13 protein-coding genes are annotated in these 14,402 nt (G+C 47.0%); 3 read left to right on the top strand and 10 right to left on the bottom strand.

Translation table 11 applies throughout. The features are described 5' to 3' along the window. Nucleotides 1–25: 25 nt before the first annotated feature. Nucleotides 26–346: an ATP-dependent Clp protease adapter ClpS gene (gene clpS, locus LY387_RS05130; RefSeq protein WP_042476814.1), complete on the bottom strand. Its 321-nt coding sequence runs from the start codon at nucleotides 344–346 to the stop codon at nucleotides 26–28. 548 nt (nucleotides 347–894) lie between these two features. Here clpS and cspD point away from each other — a divergent pair. Continuing rightward, nucleotides 895–1,116, top strand: coding sequence for a cold shock domain-containing protein CspD (cspD, locus tag LY387_RS05125; RefSeq protein ID WP_042476908.1), 222 nt, complete (start codon nucleotides 895–897; stop codon nucleotides 1,114–1,116). A 96-nt stretch (nucleotides 1,117–1,212) separates the two neighbouring features. Here the strand turns inward: cspD and LY387_RS05120 are convergent, their stop codons facing one another. Next, nucleotides 1,213–3,435: an NADP-dependent isocitrate dehydrogenase gene (locus LY387_RS05120; RefSeq protein ID WP_234495536.1), complete on the bottom strand. Its 2,223-nt coding sequence runs from the start codon at nucleotides 3,433–3,435 to the stop codon at nucleotides 1,213–1,215. 312 nt (nucleotides 3,436–3,747) lie between these two features. On the opposite strand from LY387_RS05120, the gene LY387_RS05115 reads away from it, so the two are divergent. Continuing rightward, nucleotides 3,748–4,449 carry a pseudouridine synthase gene (locus LY387_RS05115; protein ID WP_234495535.1) on the top strand — a complete coding sequence of 234 codons (702 nt, stop codon included), beginning with the start codon at nucleotides 3,748–3,750 and terminating at the stop codon, nucleotides 4,447–4,449. Between the two features lie 35 nt (nucleotides 4,450–4,484). Here the strand turns inward: LY387_RS05115 and kdsB are convergent, their stop codons facing one another. From kdsB to LY387_RS05090, 5 genes are read right to left on the bottom strand one after another with little or no spacing between them, the layout of a single operon-like run. Continuing rightward, on the bottom strand, nucleotides 4,485–5,237 hold the full coding sequence (gene kdsB, locus LY387_RS05110; RefSeq protein WP_234495534.1) for a 3-deoxy-manno-octulosonate cytidylyltransferase: 753 nt from the start codon (nucleotides 5,235–5,237) through the stop codon (nucleotides 4,485–4,487). Continuing rightward, complete coding sequence (locus LY387_RS05105) at nucleotides 5,238–5,417, bottom strand: Trm112 family protein (RefSeq protein WP_006075338.1); 180 nt, start codon at nucleotides 5,415–5,417, stop codon at nucleotides 5,238–5,240. After that, the gene (gene lpxK / locus LY387_RS05100; protein ID WP_234495533.1) at nucleotides 5,398–6,420 is read right to left on the bottom strand and encodes a tetraacyldisaccharide 4'-kinase; all 1,023 of its coding nucleotides are present in this window, start codon (nucleotides 6,418–6,420) and stop codon (nucleotides 5,398–5,400) included. The genes LY387_RS05105 and lpxK overlap by 20 nt, the downstream gene beginning before the upstream one ends. Further along, on the bottom strand, nucleotides 6,420–8,171 hold the full coding sequence (msbA, locus tag LY387_RS05095) for a lipid A ABC transporter ATP-binding protein/permease MsbA (protein ID WP_234495532.1): 1,752 nt from the start codon (nucleotides 8,169–8,171) through the stop codon (nucleotides 6,420–6,422). Before msbA ends, lpxK begins: the two co-directional genes overlap by 1 nt. Before the next feature lie 31 nt (nucleotides 8,172–8,202). After that, a complete protein-coding gene (locus LY387_RS05090) occupies nucleotides 8,203–10,482 on the bottom strand; it encodes a DNA internalization-related competence protein ComEC/Rec2 (RefSeq protein ID WP_234495531.1) in 2,280 nt (759 codons plus the stop codon). 8 nt (nucleotides 10,483–10,490) lie between these two features. Between LY387_RS05090 and LY387_RS05085 the strand changes: the two genes are divergently transcribed. Further along, nucleotides 10,491–11,000 carry a DUF2062 domain-containing protein gene (locus LY387_RS05085; RefSeq protein ID WP_042476794.1) on the top strand — a complete coding sequence of 170 codons (510 nt, stop codon included), beginning with the start codon at nucleotides 10,491–10,493 and terminating at the stop codon, nucleotides 10,998–11,000. Nucleotides 11,001–11,177: 177 nt separating this feature from the next. Here the strand turns inward: LY387_RS05085 and lolE are convergent, their stop codons facing one another. From lolE to lolC, 3 genes are all read right to left on the bottom strand, one after another. Continuing rightward, nucleotides 11,178–12,359 (bottom strand): lipoprotein-releasing ABC transporter permease subunit LolE, encoded by a 1,182-nt coding sequence (gene lolE / locus LY387_RS05080; RefSeq protein WP_234496058.1) that lies wholly within the window; start codon nucleotides 12,357–12,359, stop codon nucleotides 11,178–11,180. 71 nt (nucleotides 12,360–12,430) lie between these two features. Further along, entirely contained in the window at nucleotides 12,431–13,126 is a 696-nt protein-coding gene (lolD, locus tag LY387_RS05075) for a lipoprotein-releasing ABC transporter ATP-binding protein LolD (RefSeq protein ID WP_042476787.1), read from the bottom strand. Further along, nucleotides 13,119–14,327, bottom strand: a complete 1,209-nt coding sequence (gene lolC / locus LY387_RS05070; protein WP_234495530.1) for a lipoprotein-releasing ABC transporter permease subunit LolC — start codon at nucleotides 14,325–14,327, stop codon at nucleotides 13,119–13,121. Before lolC ends, lolD begins: the two co-directional genes overlap by 8 nt. Nucleotides 14,328–14,402 lie beyond the last annotated feature (75 nt).

The following is a 14,402-nucleotide window of genomic DNA, read 5'->3' as shown; positions in this document are numbered from 1 at the left end:
ATGGCAAGCGCCATTCAAGCGAAAATTAGGCTTTTTCCATGGTACACAAAAGTGGGTGTTCATGTTCCCTTGAATACATGGTCACTTGAGCAACTTTCGTTTCAGCAACTTCAGCAGTGTAGGTGCCACAGACGGCTTTACCTTCATAGTGTACAGCTAGCATCACCTGCGTTGCTTTATCCTCGTTGAGTGAAAAAAAGCGTTCCAAGATTTCTACAACAAAGTCCATCGGGGTGTAATCATCGTTATTGAGGATAACGTTATACAGCGCCGGTGGCTCAACCTTAGTTTTTTCTTTCTCCAATAAATCTGAGTCTGGAGTCACCCATTCAAAATTTTTACTCATGGCCAGATGTTCGAGAGTTTTCTTAAAAATTCATCACAATGTGACAGTATCTAGTCTGAGCTTCTCAGCTAAGTTGCTTTCAATCTGCCACTCGAAAAACATCTCTTATTAAGAGACTAATGCACCAATTGTATCGCTGCAAACAAAACAATGCTATTAGTGTGTGTCACATATGAGCCACGTTGAAAAAAGTTATCCTCCCTCCCCTCTAGCATACAGTAAGCCTATGTAAACAGAAGCGTTTCATTGCACATTTGTTAAAACCAAAGCGCATATGTATAGAATATGTAGTTATTTATACTAGTTTCCTATTGACTACGCTCAATGTTTGACTAGAGTGGTTAACTAGTGACTAAAATTTAACAAGTTTTGAATCAGTATGCCCCAGCGTATGGGAAATTTCTCACAGTGAACTCGCTGATTTTGGCTAGCCACTGGTGCTAAATACGATGATTTGGAGCGAATAGTCTCATGAAGTCAGTAGATTTACCGAAGGTCAGTATCTTCTACCACAACTTCAGTTACAAAATGCATGAGGGATGTATAGCATGGCGACAGGTACAGTAAAATGGTTTAACAATGCCAAGGGATTTGGCTTTATTTGTCCAGAGGGTGAAGACGGCGATATTTTCGCGCACTACTCAACAATTAAAATGGATGGCTACCGCACTCTTAAAGCCGGTCAGCAAGTCAACTACGAAGTAGAAGAAGGACCAAAGGGCTACCACGCAAGTTCGGTCACTCCGGTAGAAGGTGATTTAGCGAAGTAGTAAAGCATCACAAATCCAATCCAACGTTACACTAGAAGTACTGACCACAGGATTAAAAAAACCACCCGAAGGTGGTTTTTTTATATCTAGTCACTGTTAGCCGATAATGCTATTCAGCGTCGCGCTTGGGCGCATTAGTGAAGAAGCTTTCACGTCATTCGGTTGATAGTAACCGCCAAGATCACCTGCAACGCCTTGAGCGTTATTCAATTCAGAAACGATGATGCTTTCATTAGACGCTAGTTGTTCTGCAATCGGTGCAAATTCTTCGGCTAATGCTGCATCTTCAGTTTGAACCGCGAGAGCTTGAGCCCAGTAGAGTGCTAGGTAGTAGTGAGAACCACGGTTGTCTAGCTCACCCACTTTACGTGAAGGTGACTTGTTTTCGTCTAGAAACTTGCCTGTCGCTGAGTCTAGAGCTTTCGCGAGTACATTTGCTTTCTCTTTGCCAGAAACCACCGCTAGGTGCTCTAGAGAAGCAGCTAAGGCTAAGAACTCACCCAAAGAATCCCAACGTAGGTGGTTTTCTTTTTGTACTTGCTGAACGTGCTTAGGCGCAGAACCACCCGCACCGGTCTCAAACAGACCACCACCATTCATCAGTGGAACGATAGACAGCATTTTTGCTGACGTACCCAATTCTAGAATTGGGAACAAATCGGTTAGGTAGTCTCGAAGTACGTTACCTGTTACCGAGATAGTATCTAGACCCTCTTTAATACGCTCTAGCGAGAATAGTGTTGCTTCTAGCGGCGCCTTAATATGGATCTCTAGACCTGCTGTGTCGTGCTGAGGAAGGTACTGATTCACTTTCTTAATCAGCTCTGCATCGTGTGCACGATTTTCATCTAGCCAGAACACAGCCGGTGTGCTTGAAGCGCGTGCACGTGTTACCGCCAACTTGACCCAGTCTTGAATCGGCGCGTCTTTCACCTGACACATACGGAAGATATCGCCTTCCTCAACGGATTGTTCAATAAGAACATTACCCTCTGTATCAACGACAGAAACCGTACCAGCATCACTCATAATAAAGGTTTTATCGTGAGAGCCGTACTCTTCTGCTTTTTGCGCCATCAAACCCACGTTAGGTACGCTACCCATCGTCGTTGGATCGAACGCACCGTGCTGCTTACAGAAGTCGATAACCGCTTGATAGATGCTTGCGTAGCTGCGATCTGGGATCATCGCTTTCGTGTCTTTTTGCTTACCATCTGGACCCCACATCTGGCCAGAAGAGCGCAGCATTGCCGGCATCGATGCATCAACAATGATGTCACTAGGTACGTGCAGGTTCGTAATACCACGATCTGAATCAACCATAGCCAGTGGAGGCTGTGCCTCGTATACCGCTGCTAGATCAGCTTCAATTTCCGATTTCTGCGCTGCTGGAAGTGATGCAATCTTCGCATACACATCACCGATACCGTTATTGACATCAACGCCCAGCTCATCAAAAAGCTCGCCATGCTTGTCAAATACCGCTTTGTAGTAAACCTTAACGGCGTGACCAAAGATGACCGGGTCAGATACCTTCATCATGGTCGCTTTCATATGCAGAGAAAGTAGTACGTCTTGTTTCTTAGCGTCTTCAATTTGCTCTTCGAAGAACGCAACAAGCGCGTTTTTGTTCATTACAGAAGCGTCAATGATTTCGCCTGCTTGCAATGCAACCTTTTCTTTAAGTATTTTTGTCTCACCTGCTGATGAAGTGAACTGAATCTTCACATCGGTTGCGCCTGTCGTCGTTACTGACTTTTCACTACCGAAGAAATCGCTATCAGACATGCTAGAAACATGAGACTTAGAATCTGATGCCCACGCGCCCATTGAGTGAGGATTTTTCTTTGCGTAGTTTTTCACAGATAGTGGCGCGCGACGGTCTGAGTTACCTTCACGCAGTACTGGGTTTACAGCACTGCCTTTAATTTTGTCATACACCGCTTTAACGGCTTCTTGCTCTGCATTTGCAGGCTCTTCCGGGTAATCTGGAAGATCGTAGCCATTAGCTTGAAGTTCTTTGATAGCAGCTTGTAGCTGAGGAATCGATGCAGAGATGTTTGGTAGTTTAATGATGTTTGCTTCAGGTGTTTTGGCTAGTTCACCAAGCTCTGCTAACGCATCACCAATGCGTTGTTCTTCTTTGAGATAGTCAGGGAAGTTGGCAATGATACGCCCTGCTAGTGAAATATCTCTTGTTTCAACATCAATACCTGAAGACGCGGTGAATGACTGAATGATCGGTAGCAATGAATATGTTGCCAGCGCTGGCGCTTCATCAGTAATGGTATAGATGATTGTCGGCTTTTCTGTAGGCATGAAATTTCCCTATCGTTCTAATCGGGCTGAGCACCCTTTATCAATTAACGCCTCCATTTGGAAGGCGTAAACGTTTTGACTGGACACCAACTCGAGAGCAAACCTAAGACAACTGCAGATGAAAACTCATCGTTTTGGCGTAGTTTTGTTCAGTCAAACGAAATCCTAAGCACTTATAATTAAACAAAATTGGTCAATTAGTCTATTATCTTGTGCGTTATTCCTGTTTTTGAGCGCGCTCATGATAGCTCAAAACACCCGTAGACAAAACTAAACCACACAGTTCGTTTACATTTTTGCAAGGTAGTTAACATGACGATTAAAACAACGCGTAAGGGTTCCCAGCGTGTTTCGCGTTCTTCATCGAGTCAATTCAAACAAAAAAGTCATGGTCAAAGGGCGAATCAAAAACGTCGTTCAGGCAACCCAAAGCGGACCGAAAAGAAGCGACCTACCCCGAGTGAAAGAAAAGTGATTCTGTTCAATAAGCCCTACGACACCTTAAGTCAGTTTACTGATGGCGAGGGAAGAAAAACGCTCGCAGACTACATCCCGATAAAAGATGTTTACGCCGCAGGCCGACTTGATCGCGATAGCGAAGGGTTAATGGTGCTGACTAACGATGGCGTCTTGCAGGCAAGATTGACGCAACCACAATCAAAGTCTGAGAAGACCTATTGGGTGCAAGTCGACGGTGATCCATCCGAAGCAGAGTTAGACAAGCTAAGAAGTGGCGTGACACTGAAAGATGGGCCGACACTGCCTGCCAAAATCGAACGCATGGACGCCCCTACGGTTTGGGAGCGACACCCTCCTGTGCGATTTCGCGCTAATATCCCAACGACTTGGCTAAGTGTCACTATCATTGAAGGGCGAAATCGTCAGGTGCGCCGTATGACCGCTCATATTGGTTTCCCAACGCTTAGATTAATTCGCGCGAAAATGGGGCGGTTCAGCCTAGATGAGTTGCAACCTGGCGAATGGAAAGAGATCCCTGTTTCGCAGCTAAACTAAAAAAACGCCGCTGATTCCAGCGGCGTTTTCAAACATTACTTCGACAAAAGTGCTCGCACTTTATCAAGATCTTCTGGCGTATCGACACCTGCAGGGGGCGCCTCTTTTGCCAGTTCGACGTGAATACGCTCACCATACCAAAGCACACGGAGCTGCTCGAGAGATTCAATCTTCTCAAGTGCACTTGGCGCCCAATTGATGTAGGTGTTGATAAAGCCTGCTCGATACGCATAAATGCCAATATGGCGCATTAGAGGGCTTGCCGCAGTTGACTTCGGCTCTGAGGCATACGCGTCTCGATCCCAGGGAATCGTGGCACGGCTGAAATAAAGGGCGAAGCCATTTTGGTCGGTGACAACCTTTACAGCATTGGGGTTGAAAACCTCTTCCTCATCCTCAATCGTCACTCCTAGCGTCGCCATCGGCGCCTGGCTCGATTGCAGATTGTCCGCGACCTGCTTAATGATACTCGCTGGTATTAACGGCTCATCACCTTGAACGTTGACGATTGTGTGCTCAGGCTCAATGCCCATTAACTCAACCACTTCCGCTAGGCGCTCAGTACCCGATTGATGATCTGGGGAGGTCATACAGACTTCTCCACCAAATGCTTGAACCGCTGATTCAATTCTCACGTCATCAGTGGCAACAATGACTCGGTCAGCACCCGACTCAACAGCACGCTCATAAACATGCTGCACCATTGGTTTGCCGCAAATATCTGCCAAAGGCTTACCTGGAAGACGTGAGGAGCTATATCGAGCTGGGATGATAACCGTGAATGCCATCTATCGACCCTCTTCCATACTCATCTGTCTTGCTTCAGGTTCAAGCAACACTGGAATCCCTTCTTTGATCGGGTAAGCCAATCGGTCAAGCTTACAGATAAGCTCCTGTTTATCTTTGTCGAATGTTAGCTTCCCTTTGCATACTGGGCATGCCACGATCTCAAGCAGTCTGTGATCCATAACTTTCTATTACCTTATTGATTTCTTGAAGTATCTGCTGGCTATCTTGCTCGGTAAATTGAGCCGACACTGGCAAATACCACCAATTGCCCTTTGAAAACGAGCGGCATTTCACCGCATCTTTCTCTGTCATAATGACATTATCGACACCCACACTGAGTTCGGCGAGCCTCTGGGCATCAAACGCTTGATGATCGGCAAAGCCTTGTGTTTTGGCCAAGCTTGCGCCCAACTTTTCTAAGGTGTCAAAAAAACGTGGAGGGTGTCCGATGCCAGCGAATGCGGCTAACGAACCCAACTCAGAAATGGATGCGGTTTTTCCCGTCACTAGATTTACGGCTGTGTCTGGACAGAGGACAAAGCGCTTTTCTGAGTTTATTTGTAATTGCTGTGAATCCGGTCCGCCGTTGACGACTTTAAGGTCAACCTCATCTAGCCTAGCAAGCGACTCTCTCATCGGTCCCAATGGGATGGCTTGCTGGTTGCCAAAGCGCCTTACCCCATCGATTACAATAATTTCAAAAGCGCGGTCGAGTGCGTAATGCTGGAGCCCATCATCGGTGATAATGACATCGACACCCAATGACTCAAGCTGTTTCGTTGCATTCACTCTAACGGGGTCGACACAAACGGGGACTTGAGTGCGCTCGAAAATTAGCTTTGGTTCATCGCCACACTCTGAGGGTAGCGTCTCAGCGCTCACCATTAATGGATAATGCGCTGCTTTACCACCATAGCCTCGAGAGACGACACCTGGGCGCTTGCCTTGGCGTACCAAGTGCTCAACCAACCAAACAACCATGGGGGTTTTTCCATTACCACCAGCAGTAATATTACCCACAACGATAACGGGCACCTTGGCTTTGTAGCGAGGTTTACTCCCTGATTCGTAAGCGCGACGTCGACGAGTACTCACCAACAAGTACAGTTGGCTTAGCGGCCACAGCAGCGGCCACAATATCAAGCGAAGTGGATGATTACCGAACCACAGTTTGTCTATCACTAGTGATCACCAAACTGGATTTTGTGTAATTGCGCGTAAGCACCTTGATGCTCAATTAGGGTCTTGTGGTCACCGCGCTCGATAATTTCACCTTCGTCTACGACAAGAATTTCATCCGCTTCTTCAATAGTGGATAGACGGTGCGCAATCACCAGCACTGTTTTATCTTTCTGAAGCTCATCAAGAGCAGACTGAATGGCTCGCTCAGATTCAGTATCGAGCGCCGATGTTGCCTCATCCAAAATAAGGACAGGCGCATCTCGAAGCAAGGCTCGAGCGATGGCGATTCGTTGACGCTGTCCGCCTGAAAGGCTTGCGCCGTTTTCGCCTATCACGGTATCTAAACCGTCATCGAGGTTATTAATGAACTCCATAGCATGGGCTAAGGTTGCGGCATGCTCAATTTGCTCACGAGAATACTGACCATCTGTCGCGTACGCAATGTTATTGGCAATCGTATCGTTGAACAGGTGAACGTTTTGCGAAACCAGCGCAAAGTGCTGACGGAGATTGGTTAGCTTAATATCTTCGATATTGTGACCATCCAGCTCGATAGTGCCGCTATCAACATCGTAGAAACGAGTAAATAGGTTAGCGATGGTACTCTTACCAGAGCCCGAACGACCGACCAGTGCAAGCGTCTTACCAGCAGGTAAATCGAAGCTTACATTGCGCAGGGCAGGCTTTTCACTGCCTTCATAAGTAAAGGTCACATCTTTAACCGACAGTTCACCCTTAGCTCGTGTGATTTCTTTGGTCCCATTATCGCGCTCAGTGTCCAAATCCATGAGATTGAACAAAGTTTGGCTCGCAGCCATACCACGTTGGAAATCAGCCGTCACACCGGTTAGAGCTTTCAGAGGACGCATCAATGAGAACATTGCTGAGAAAATAACAGTAAAGGTACCTGCAGTAAGCTGCTCACGAACTTCATCAAAGCTAGCTAGGAAAAGAACGGCAACTAACGCTAATGAGGCGATCATTTGAATTACAGGGTTAGCAATCGCCGATGCGGCAACCATTTTCATGGTCTGCTGACGCATTTGATTACTCATTTCATCAAAACGCGTTTTCTCGATTTGTTGACCACCGTAACTCAGAACAACCTTGTGTCCCTTCAGCATCTGCTCTGCCGAAGTCGTCATATGACCCATTGAGGTCTGCATGTTGACGGAGATCTTGCGAAAACGTTTGGAAACAACTTGAATCGCCCACGCAACAACTGGCGCGACGACGAGCAGCACGAGCGATAGCTGCCAACTGCTCCAAAACATCAAGACTAGCAGGCCGATGATACTCGCACCCTCACGAACGATACTAACCAGCGAGCTACTCGTCGCCCCTGCCACTTGTTCTGAATCATAAGTTATGCGAGACAGCAAACCACCGGTTGACTCCTTATCGAAAAAGGAGACCGGCATATGCATAAAGTGGTTAAATATCCCTCTTCTAAGGTGCATTACCACCTTGCCTGAGACCCAACTTAAGCAGTAGGTCGAGACAAAACCAGATAGCCCGCGGATAAACATCATGCCGAGAATAATCAGAGGCAAAACCTTCAAGAAGTTGGACTCTACATCGCCAAAGCCTTCATCCAAAAGCGGCTTTAAAAGCGATATCATGTACGTATCTGCGACCGCATTGATAATTAGTGCGACAACCGCAACGGCTAGACCCGTTTTATACTCACGAATGTAAGTCCACAAACGCTTAAACGTCTGCAGCGTTGTTTCATCTTGATTTTGCGACATAATTCTTTATCGATTTACTTTATCTATCCTCTCATTCTACTCTGCTTCGTAACATCTGCCTATACCAAGGCGCTAGGTAATCTGACCTCGCGGTGGAAACGATGATTTCTTGACCAATAAACTGGAATGAGACTTGTCCAGATCGTCCAGTTTCATACCAAATACTGCCATTGTTTTGATATTGCTCTCGAACGACTGGACTGGGCAATTGCCACCTTGAATCAAACTGGTTCGATGCCACTGCATAGTCAGCATCTATCGTTTGATGGAGATATCTTGAGGAAGAGGTCTTGCTGCCATGGTGAGGCACGCTCATCACATCAATAGATAGAGGTTCAAGTTCACGAGAAAGAAGGATTTCACTCACCTTCTCTATATCACCTGTCAGCAGCAAACGGTATGTTCGATCTGTTTCTTGATACGTGACTAAGATTACACAAGAATGAGGATTGTAAGCGCGTGTGACTCTTACAGGAGGCCACAACACCTCAAAGTCAACGGCGCCCCATTTCCATCGTTCACCTCTGATACAAGAGTTGACCTGACCACCGCCCTCTGGACGACGTATCCACCTTGGGGCCATGTTCTGTTTTAGGTCGGCCTCACCACCAGCGTGGTCATTGTCGGCGTGGCTCAAGATCAAGCCTTCCAGTCTCTTTACTCCTAACGCCCTAAGGTTTGGAATCAGCACTGCTTCAGCCATCGAAAAGGTAGGGGTCGCCCTTCCTGTGTCGTAAACGACCGCTTCGTCACCCTGAACAATCGCTACTGACAATCCATGGCCCACATCGAGAAAGTGAACACTAACTTTCTCTTCTCGATGCATCATAAAATATTGTGTTGAGAACACGACAAATACAGCCGTCGTCATCGAAGTTGAAAGCCACTTGAAACTCAGAACGATCACCAACAACACAATCACGAACATCAAATCATTGTGAACTATCGGGGTCCAAAACGAGGACGCATAGGGAAGTAATAGATCTAAGGGTAGCAGCGCTTGATCGAGCAAAAACCACAAACAATCTGAACTGAAGCCCATCATATTGATGGCAGCCGCTAATAGGGTGAGCGGGACAATACAAAAACTAAACCAAGGTACAAACACAAAGTTGTATGCGGCACTGAGTAGTGGTATGCCATGAAACAGGAAACCGATTAATGGGATAAAAAGCCCCGACAAAACCAAGTGCAGGCTTACAATCGCCATCACACCTCGCGTTTTACCTAAAATAGTTAGCGTCAACAGCAATGCGCCGACTGCAAAAAAAGAGAGCCAAAAGCTCATGCTCGCAGCGGAAAAAGGAACCAATGTCAGGACGACAGCTGCGCTAACCAACAGCACCATGAGTCGATGAATTCGCACTTGCGTTAATAGTAGTAGCGATAAAATTCCAAGCATTATCAAGGCGCGAACCGTTGAGATTGCGAAAAAACCGAGTGCGCAGTACCAGTACGCGAATAGCAAACCAATACTCAATGACCAAAATTGGCCACTGTGAACCAGATTTGAACCGAGCTTATAGGGCAGAACCAACTTGAGAAACGATATAAGCGACTTCACTACCCAATACCCCATTCCGAAAATGACACCAATGTGCAAACCAGATATTGCAATTAGGTGCGAGAGACCACTTTGCTGTAACGACATTCTTTGCTCTATTGGTAGCATGCTTCGATCGCCGAACACCAGCGCGAGATACAAGCCTTGAAAAGGACTGTTTTCTGTTGCCGCTTTCACGGAATCATGAGCCTTTGCTCGCCAGTGATATTTAGAAACAGAAAAACTATGCTTTTTATTGGCTAAAGTAGCAATACCGACTATACCTTGAGAAAAAGCATGTTTCTCGCGGTCAAATCCTACTTGATTGAGGACGCCAGATAGGCGCTTAAGCTGAACAGGCCCAAAAAACGTGGCCCCTGCTTCTAATGCAAAAGGCGTTCTGAGGCGAACTCTAGGCGCCTTAAATGAAGGAAGTGGGTGTCCGTTTATGGCCGTTATCGTTGCATGTACTTCATAGCCATGACTTATTTTTTTAAAATAGCTGTCAACTCGTGCTTTTATGGTAATATCTGTGCCAAATCGGAAAAGTACCTCGGATTGGTACTTGAAAAGGTTCCCTTGTATCAAAGCCACGGACATTGCGGCGAATACTGCTGACAGCACCCAGCTACGCTTTAGCAAACAGGCGATGCATGTACAGCATGTAGGAATTAACCAGAAAATACTCGGCATCTCAGGCCACCATACAGCGCTAATCATCACTAACGAGTAGCTGAGTGGGACTGCGATACCTGTTAACAGAGCCATATTTCCCTATGCCAAGAAAGTTCATTAAACGTTTCATGCCTGATCACGAGATGATCAAAAAACAAAAGGCATTGAAAGTGTTCGGCAACCTCCTTTACAACCCGAACTTATGGTGTCTAAACCGTCGCTCTGCGGCAGGCGCTTTTGCTGTCGGTCTTTTTATGGCTTTCGTACCGCTTCCTAGCCAAATGATCATGGCCGCCGGACTCGCTATTCTTTTCGGCGTCAACCTGCCGCTATCGGTCGCCTTAGTGTGGATCAGTAATCCTGTTACCATGCCGGTATTATTTTACTTTGCCTATAAGGTAGGCGCGTTCTGCATGAACACTCCGCCACAACCGTTTCACTTTGAACTATCGTGGCAATATCTATCAGACCAGATGAGCACTATTGGTCCCCCTTTCCTGCTGGGCTGTGCGATCTGTGGCACTGTGGCCGCCATAGCCGGTTACTTTGGAATACGAGGACTTTGGCGATATTCAGTGGTTCGTAGCTGGCAACAACGCTCAACACGTTAAGCGGATCCACGTTAAACGTATCTTGGTGGCATAACAAAACACTCGAGCCGTTATGCGATGAACCACCAACTCGGCTGAAACTGATAAGTTTGCAAGCATTAAAAAAGGACCACATCAAGTGGTCCTTTTTGCTATCTGGACGAGGGGAAATCACTACCTCGTCGTTTCGTCTAATCTCTACTTGGCACTCAGGACTGTGGCTGGATTAAGCTGACTCGCTTTCATCGCAGGGTACCAGGTTGCTATCAAGCTGAGTAATGTTGCAGTCCCAGATACCAAGAGCACATCATTCCAAATCAATTGTGACGGCAGAAAATCGACAAAGTAGATGTCTCCAGACAAGAACTGATGCCCGAGCAAGTTTTCTAATCCCGATACAATTGGCGTTAAATTAAGTGCAACGAAGCTGCCCAATATGCCTCCAATCACACTGCCAACGACGCCAGAGAATACGCCTTGCCAGATAAAGATACGCTTAATCAGGCCATCACTCGCTCCCATGGTACGGAGAATAGCGATTTCGGAAGCGCGATCTTTTACCGCCATCATGAGCGTCGACACAATATTAAAGCAAGCGACACCGATAACAAGAACCATCACTAAATACATGATAGTTCGTACTAATTGGATATCACGGTACAGAAATCCATACTTCTGCTTCCAGCTACGAAGGTAAACGTACTCCGTTAGCGTATTACCGATTTCGCGGACAATGAGCGGTGCATCAAACACATTGTCTACCTTTATGGAGACGCCAGTGACGCTTTCTCCAAGCCTCGCATAACCTTGCGCATCCTCAAGTGGGACTATGGCTAGGCTGTGATCGATCTGTCCGTTAAGCTCAAGTAATCCCGTGACTTTTACTCGCACTCGTCTTGGCGACTGAACCTTACTGGTATCTCCAGTCGTTGGGATCATCAAGGTCACATAATCACCAACGGAGACCCCGACTTGCTGCGCGACGCCCTGCCCTAATATAACTTGCTGCTCGCCCGGTTTAAACGCGTTCCATGACTGCTCTGCAACGAAACTAGGCAACGTCGACACCTGACTTTCTAGCTCAGGTGTCACACCTCTTAGCTCAACCGCTTTGAGTTGACTCCCCTTTTCAACGAGAGCCGTTAGTCTGACATAGGGCGCAGCGCCTTCAACACGTTTGTGGTTGAGCGAGGCATCAACGACCTTCTGCCAGTTTTGAATCGGTGCATTCACACCTTCAAACTCACCATGGGCGATAACCGACAGTACTCGGTTTTTAAGTTCACGCTCAAAACCGTTCATTGCAGATAGGCCAATCACAATAACCGCCACACCAACTGCGATGCCGACGATTGAAGACATAGAGATGAACGACACCATTTTGTTACGCTGCTTGGCTTTGCTAAATCGCTTACCAATGAAAAACGATAGTGACACGATTGCTCCTCGTCTTACGCGCTGACTGTCGCTGCATCCACCAGCAGACCGTCTTGCATATGTAGTTGTTTGTCCATTTTCGAAGCGAGCTCATTATCGTGTGTGACAACAAGAAACGCAGTGCCATACTCGCGATTCAGAGTTCTCATAAGGTCATAAATAGACAGCGCCGTTGCATGATCCAAGTTACCAGTCGGCTCATCTGCAAGTACGAGATCGGGTTTGTTGACCAAGGCTCTCGCAATTGCCACACGTTGACGTTCGCCACCAGACAACTCTGACGGTCTATGGTCGAGTCGATGTTGTAGCCCTACTCTTTCAAGAAGCTCTCTGGCTTCTTGTTTCGCACTGCTCACTTTGGCACCGCCGATAAGCAGTGGCATTGCAACATTCTCTACAGCGGTAAAGTCACTTAAAAGATGATGGAACTGATAGACAAACCCTAGATGCTGATTGCGAAGCTTAGCTTGCTGATTACTTCCCATATCTAAAAGAGACTGCCCTTGGAATTCAACACTGCCTTCTGTTGCCTCATCCAACGCGCCCAATACATGAAGCAGAGTTGATTTACCCGAGCCGGACGAGCCAATAATGGACACCAGTTCACCACTAGCGATGTCAAAGCTGACCCCTTTCAATACCTCAGTATCAACAGCGCCGTCGTGGTAGGTTTTGCGAATATTACGACACGCGATTAACGGATTACTCATATCTAAGGGCCTCTGCGGGTTTCACTGACGATGCTCGGTAAGAAGGGAATAACGTCGCGGCTAAGCTGAGCAACACGGCACACACCACGACGACAATAATTTGATAAGGGTTGATGACCACTGGCAGCTGACCGCCAAAACTAAACAGTGCGACGCCCATTGCATCAAGCAAGCTATTTAGATTGCTTGCCAAAATCACACCTAACACGCCACCGACAATCGCACCAACTGCGCCACTGCTGGCGCCTTGAACCATAAAGATACACAGCACTTGTCTGTCACTCATTCCTTGGGTCTTAAGAATGGCAACCTCTGACTGCTTCTCCATGACGACCATTATGAGCGCTGAGATAATATTAAATGCGGCAACTCCGATGATAAGCCCCAACATCAGTCCCATCATGTTTTTCTCCATGCGTACTGCTTGGAACAACTCTCCGCGCTGTTCGCGCCAATCACTCCAACTCCACCCTTCTGGTAGTGGTTGTTCACTGAGCTGGGAAACCACAAACGGGTCATCGAAAAACAATCTCCAGCCACTCGCTTGGTTCGACTTATAGCGCATCAGCTTGGCGGCATCAGAAATATGCGTCACGACCAACTGACTATCGACATCCGAACCGGTACTGTATAAACCTGCTACCGTAAACATACGCTGACTCGGTATTCTTCCAAGTGGCGTATACTGGCTCGCGCTTGTGACCATCAAACGGACTTTGTCACCCACTCGCACATCCAGTTCACGCGCAAGGCTATGACCTAGCAACACCTGGTATTTACCCGCAGCTAAACGCTCGACACTGCCGCTGACAATTCTCGAACGAATAGGGTCATCGCTGTTAGGCTCAATACCAATCATGAGTGCAGCAGAGAGCCCTTGATGACTCTGCAGTACAGCCTCACTGCGTACTATAGGCACTGCCGGTTGGCTGGATGGATAAGCGGACAGTAGCTCCGCCGGCTTGTTATCAAGATCAACACGACCCGACTCATGACTGATCACCGCTTGAGGCAATACACCTAAAATGCGACCTTTGAGTTGGGCTTCAAACCCGTTCATCACTGATAGCACAGTCACAAGCGATAAAACACCAATGGTGATACCTGCGGTGGACATATAGGAAACAAATCGACTGAATCGGTCGCCAGAACGACCTCTGAGGTAACGCAGTCCAATAAATATTGGCAAGGGGTGAAACATAGTGTTCGCCATAGAAAGAAATCTACCAGTTAATGTAACCAGAAAAGTGTCAGGGTTGTAGCCCTGGATGTCATT

Source organism: Vibrio maritimus (assembly GCF_021441885.1).
GTDB classification, from domain to species: Bacteria; Pseudomonadota; Gammaproteobacteria; order Enterobacterales; family Vibrionaceae; genus Vibrio; species Vibrio maritimus_B.
This window is presented reverse-complemented; position numbering and strand designations above follow the sequence as displayed.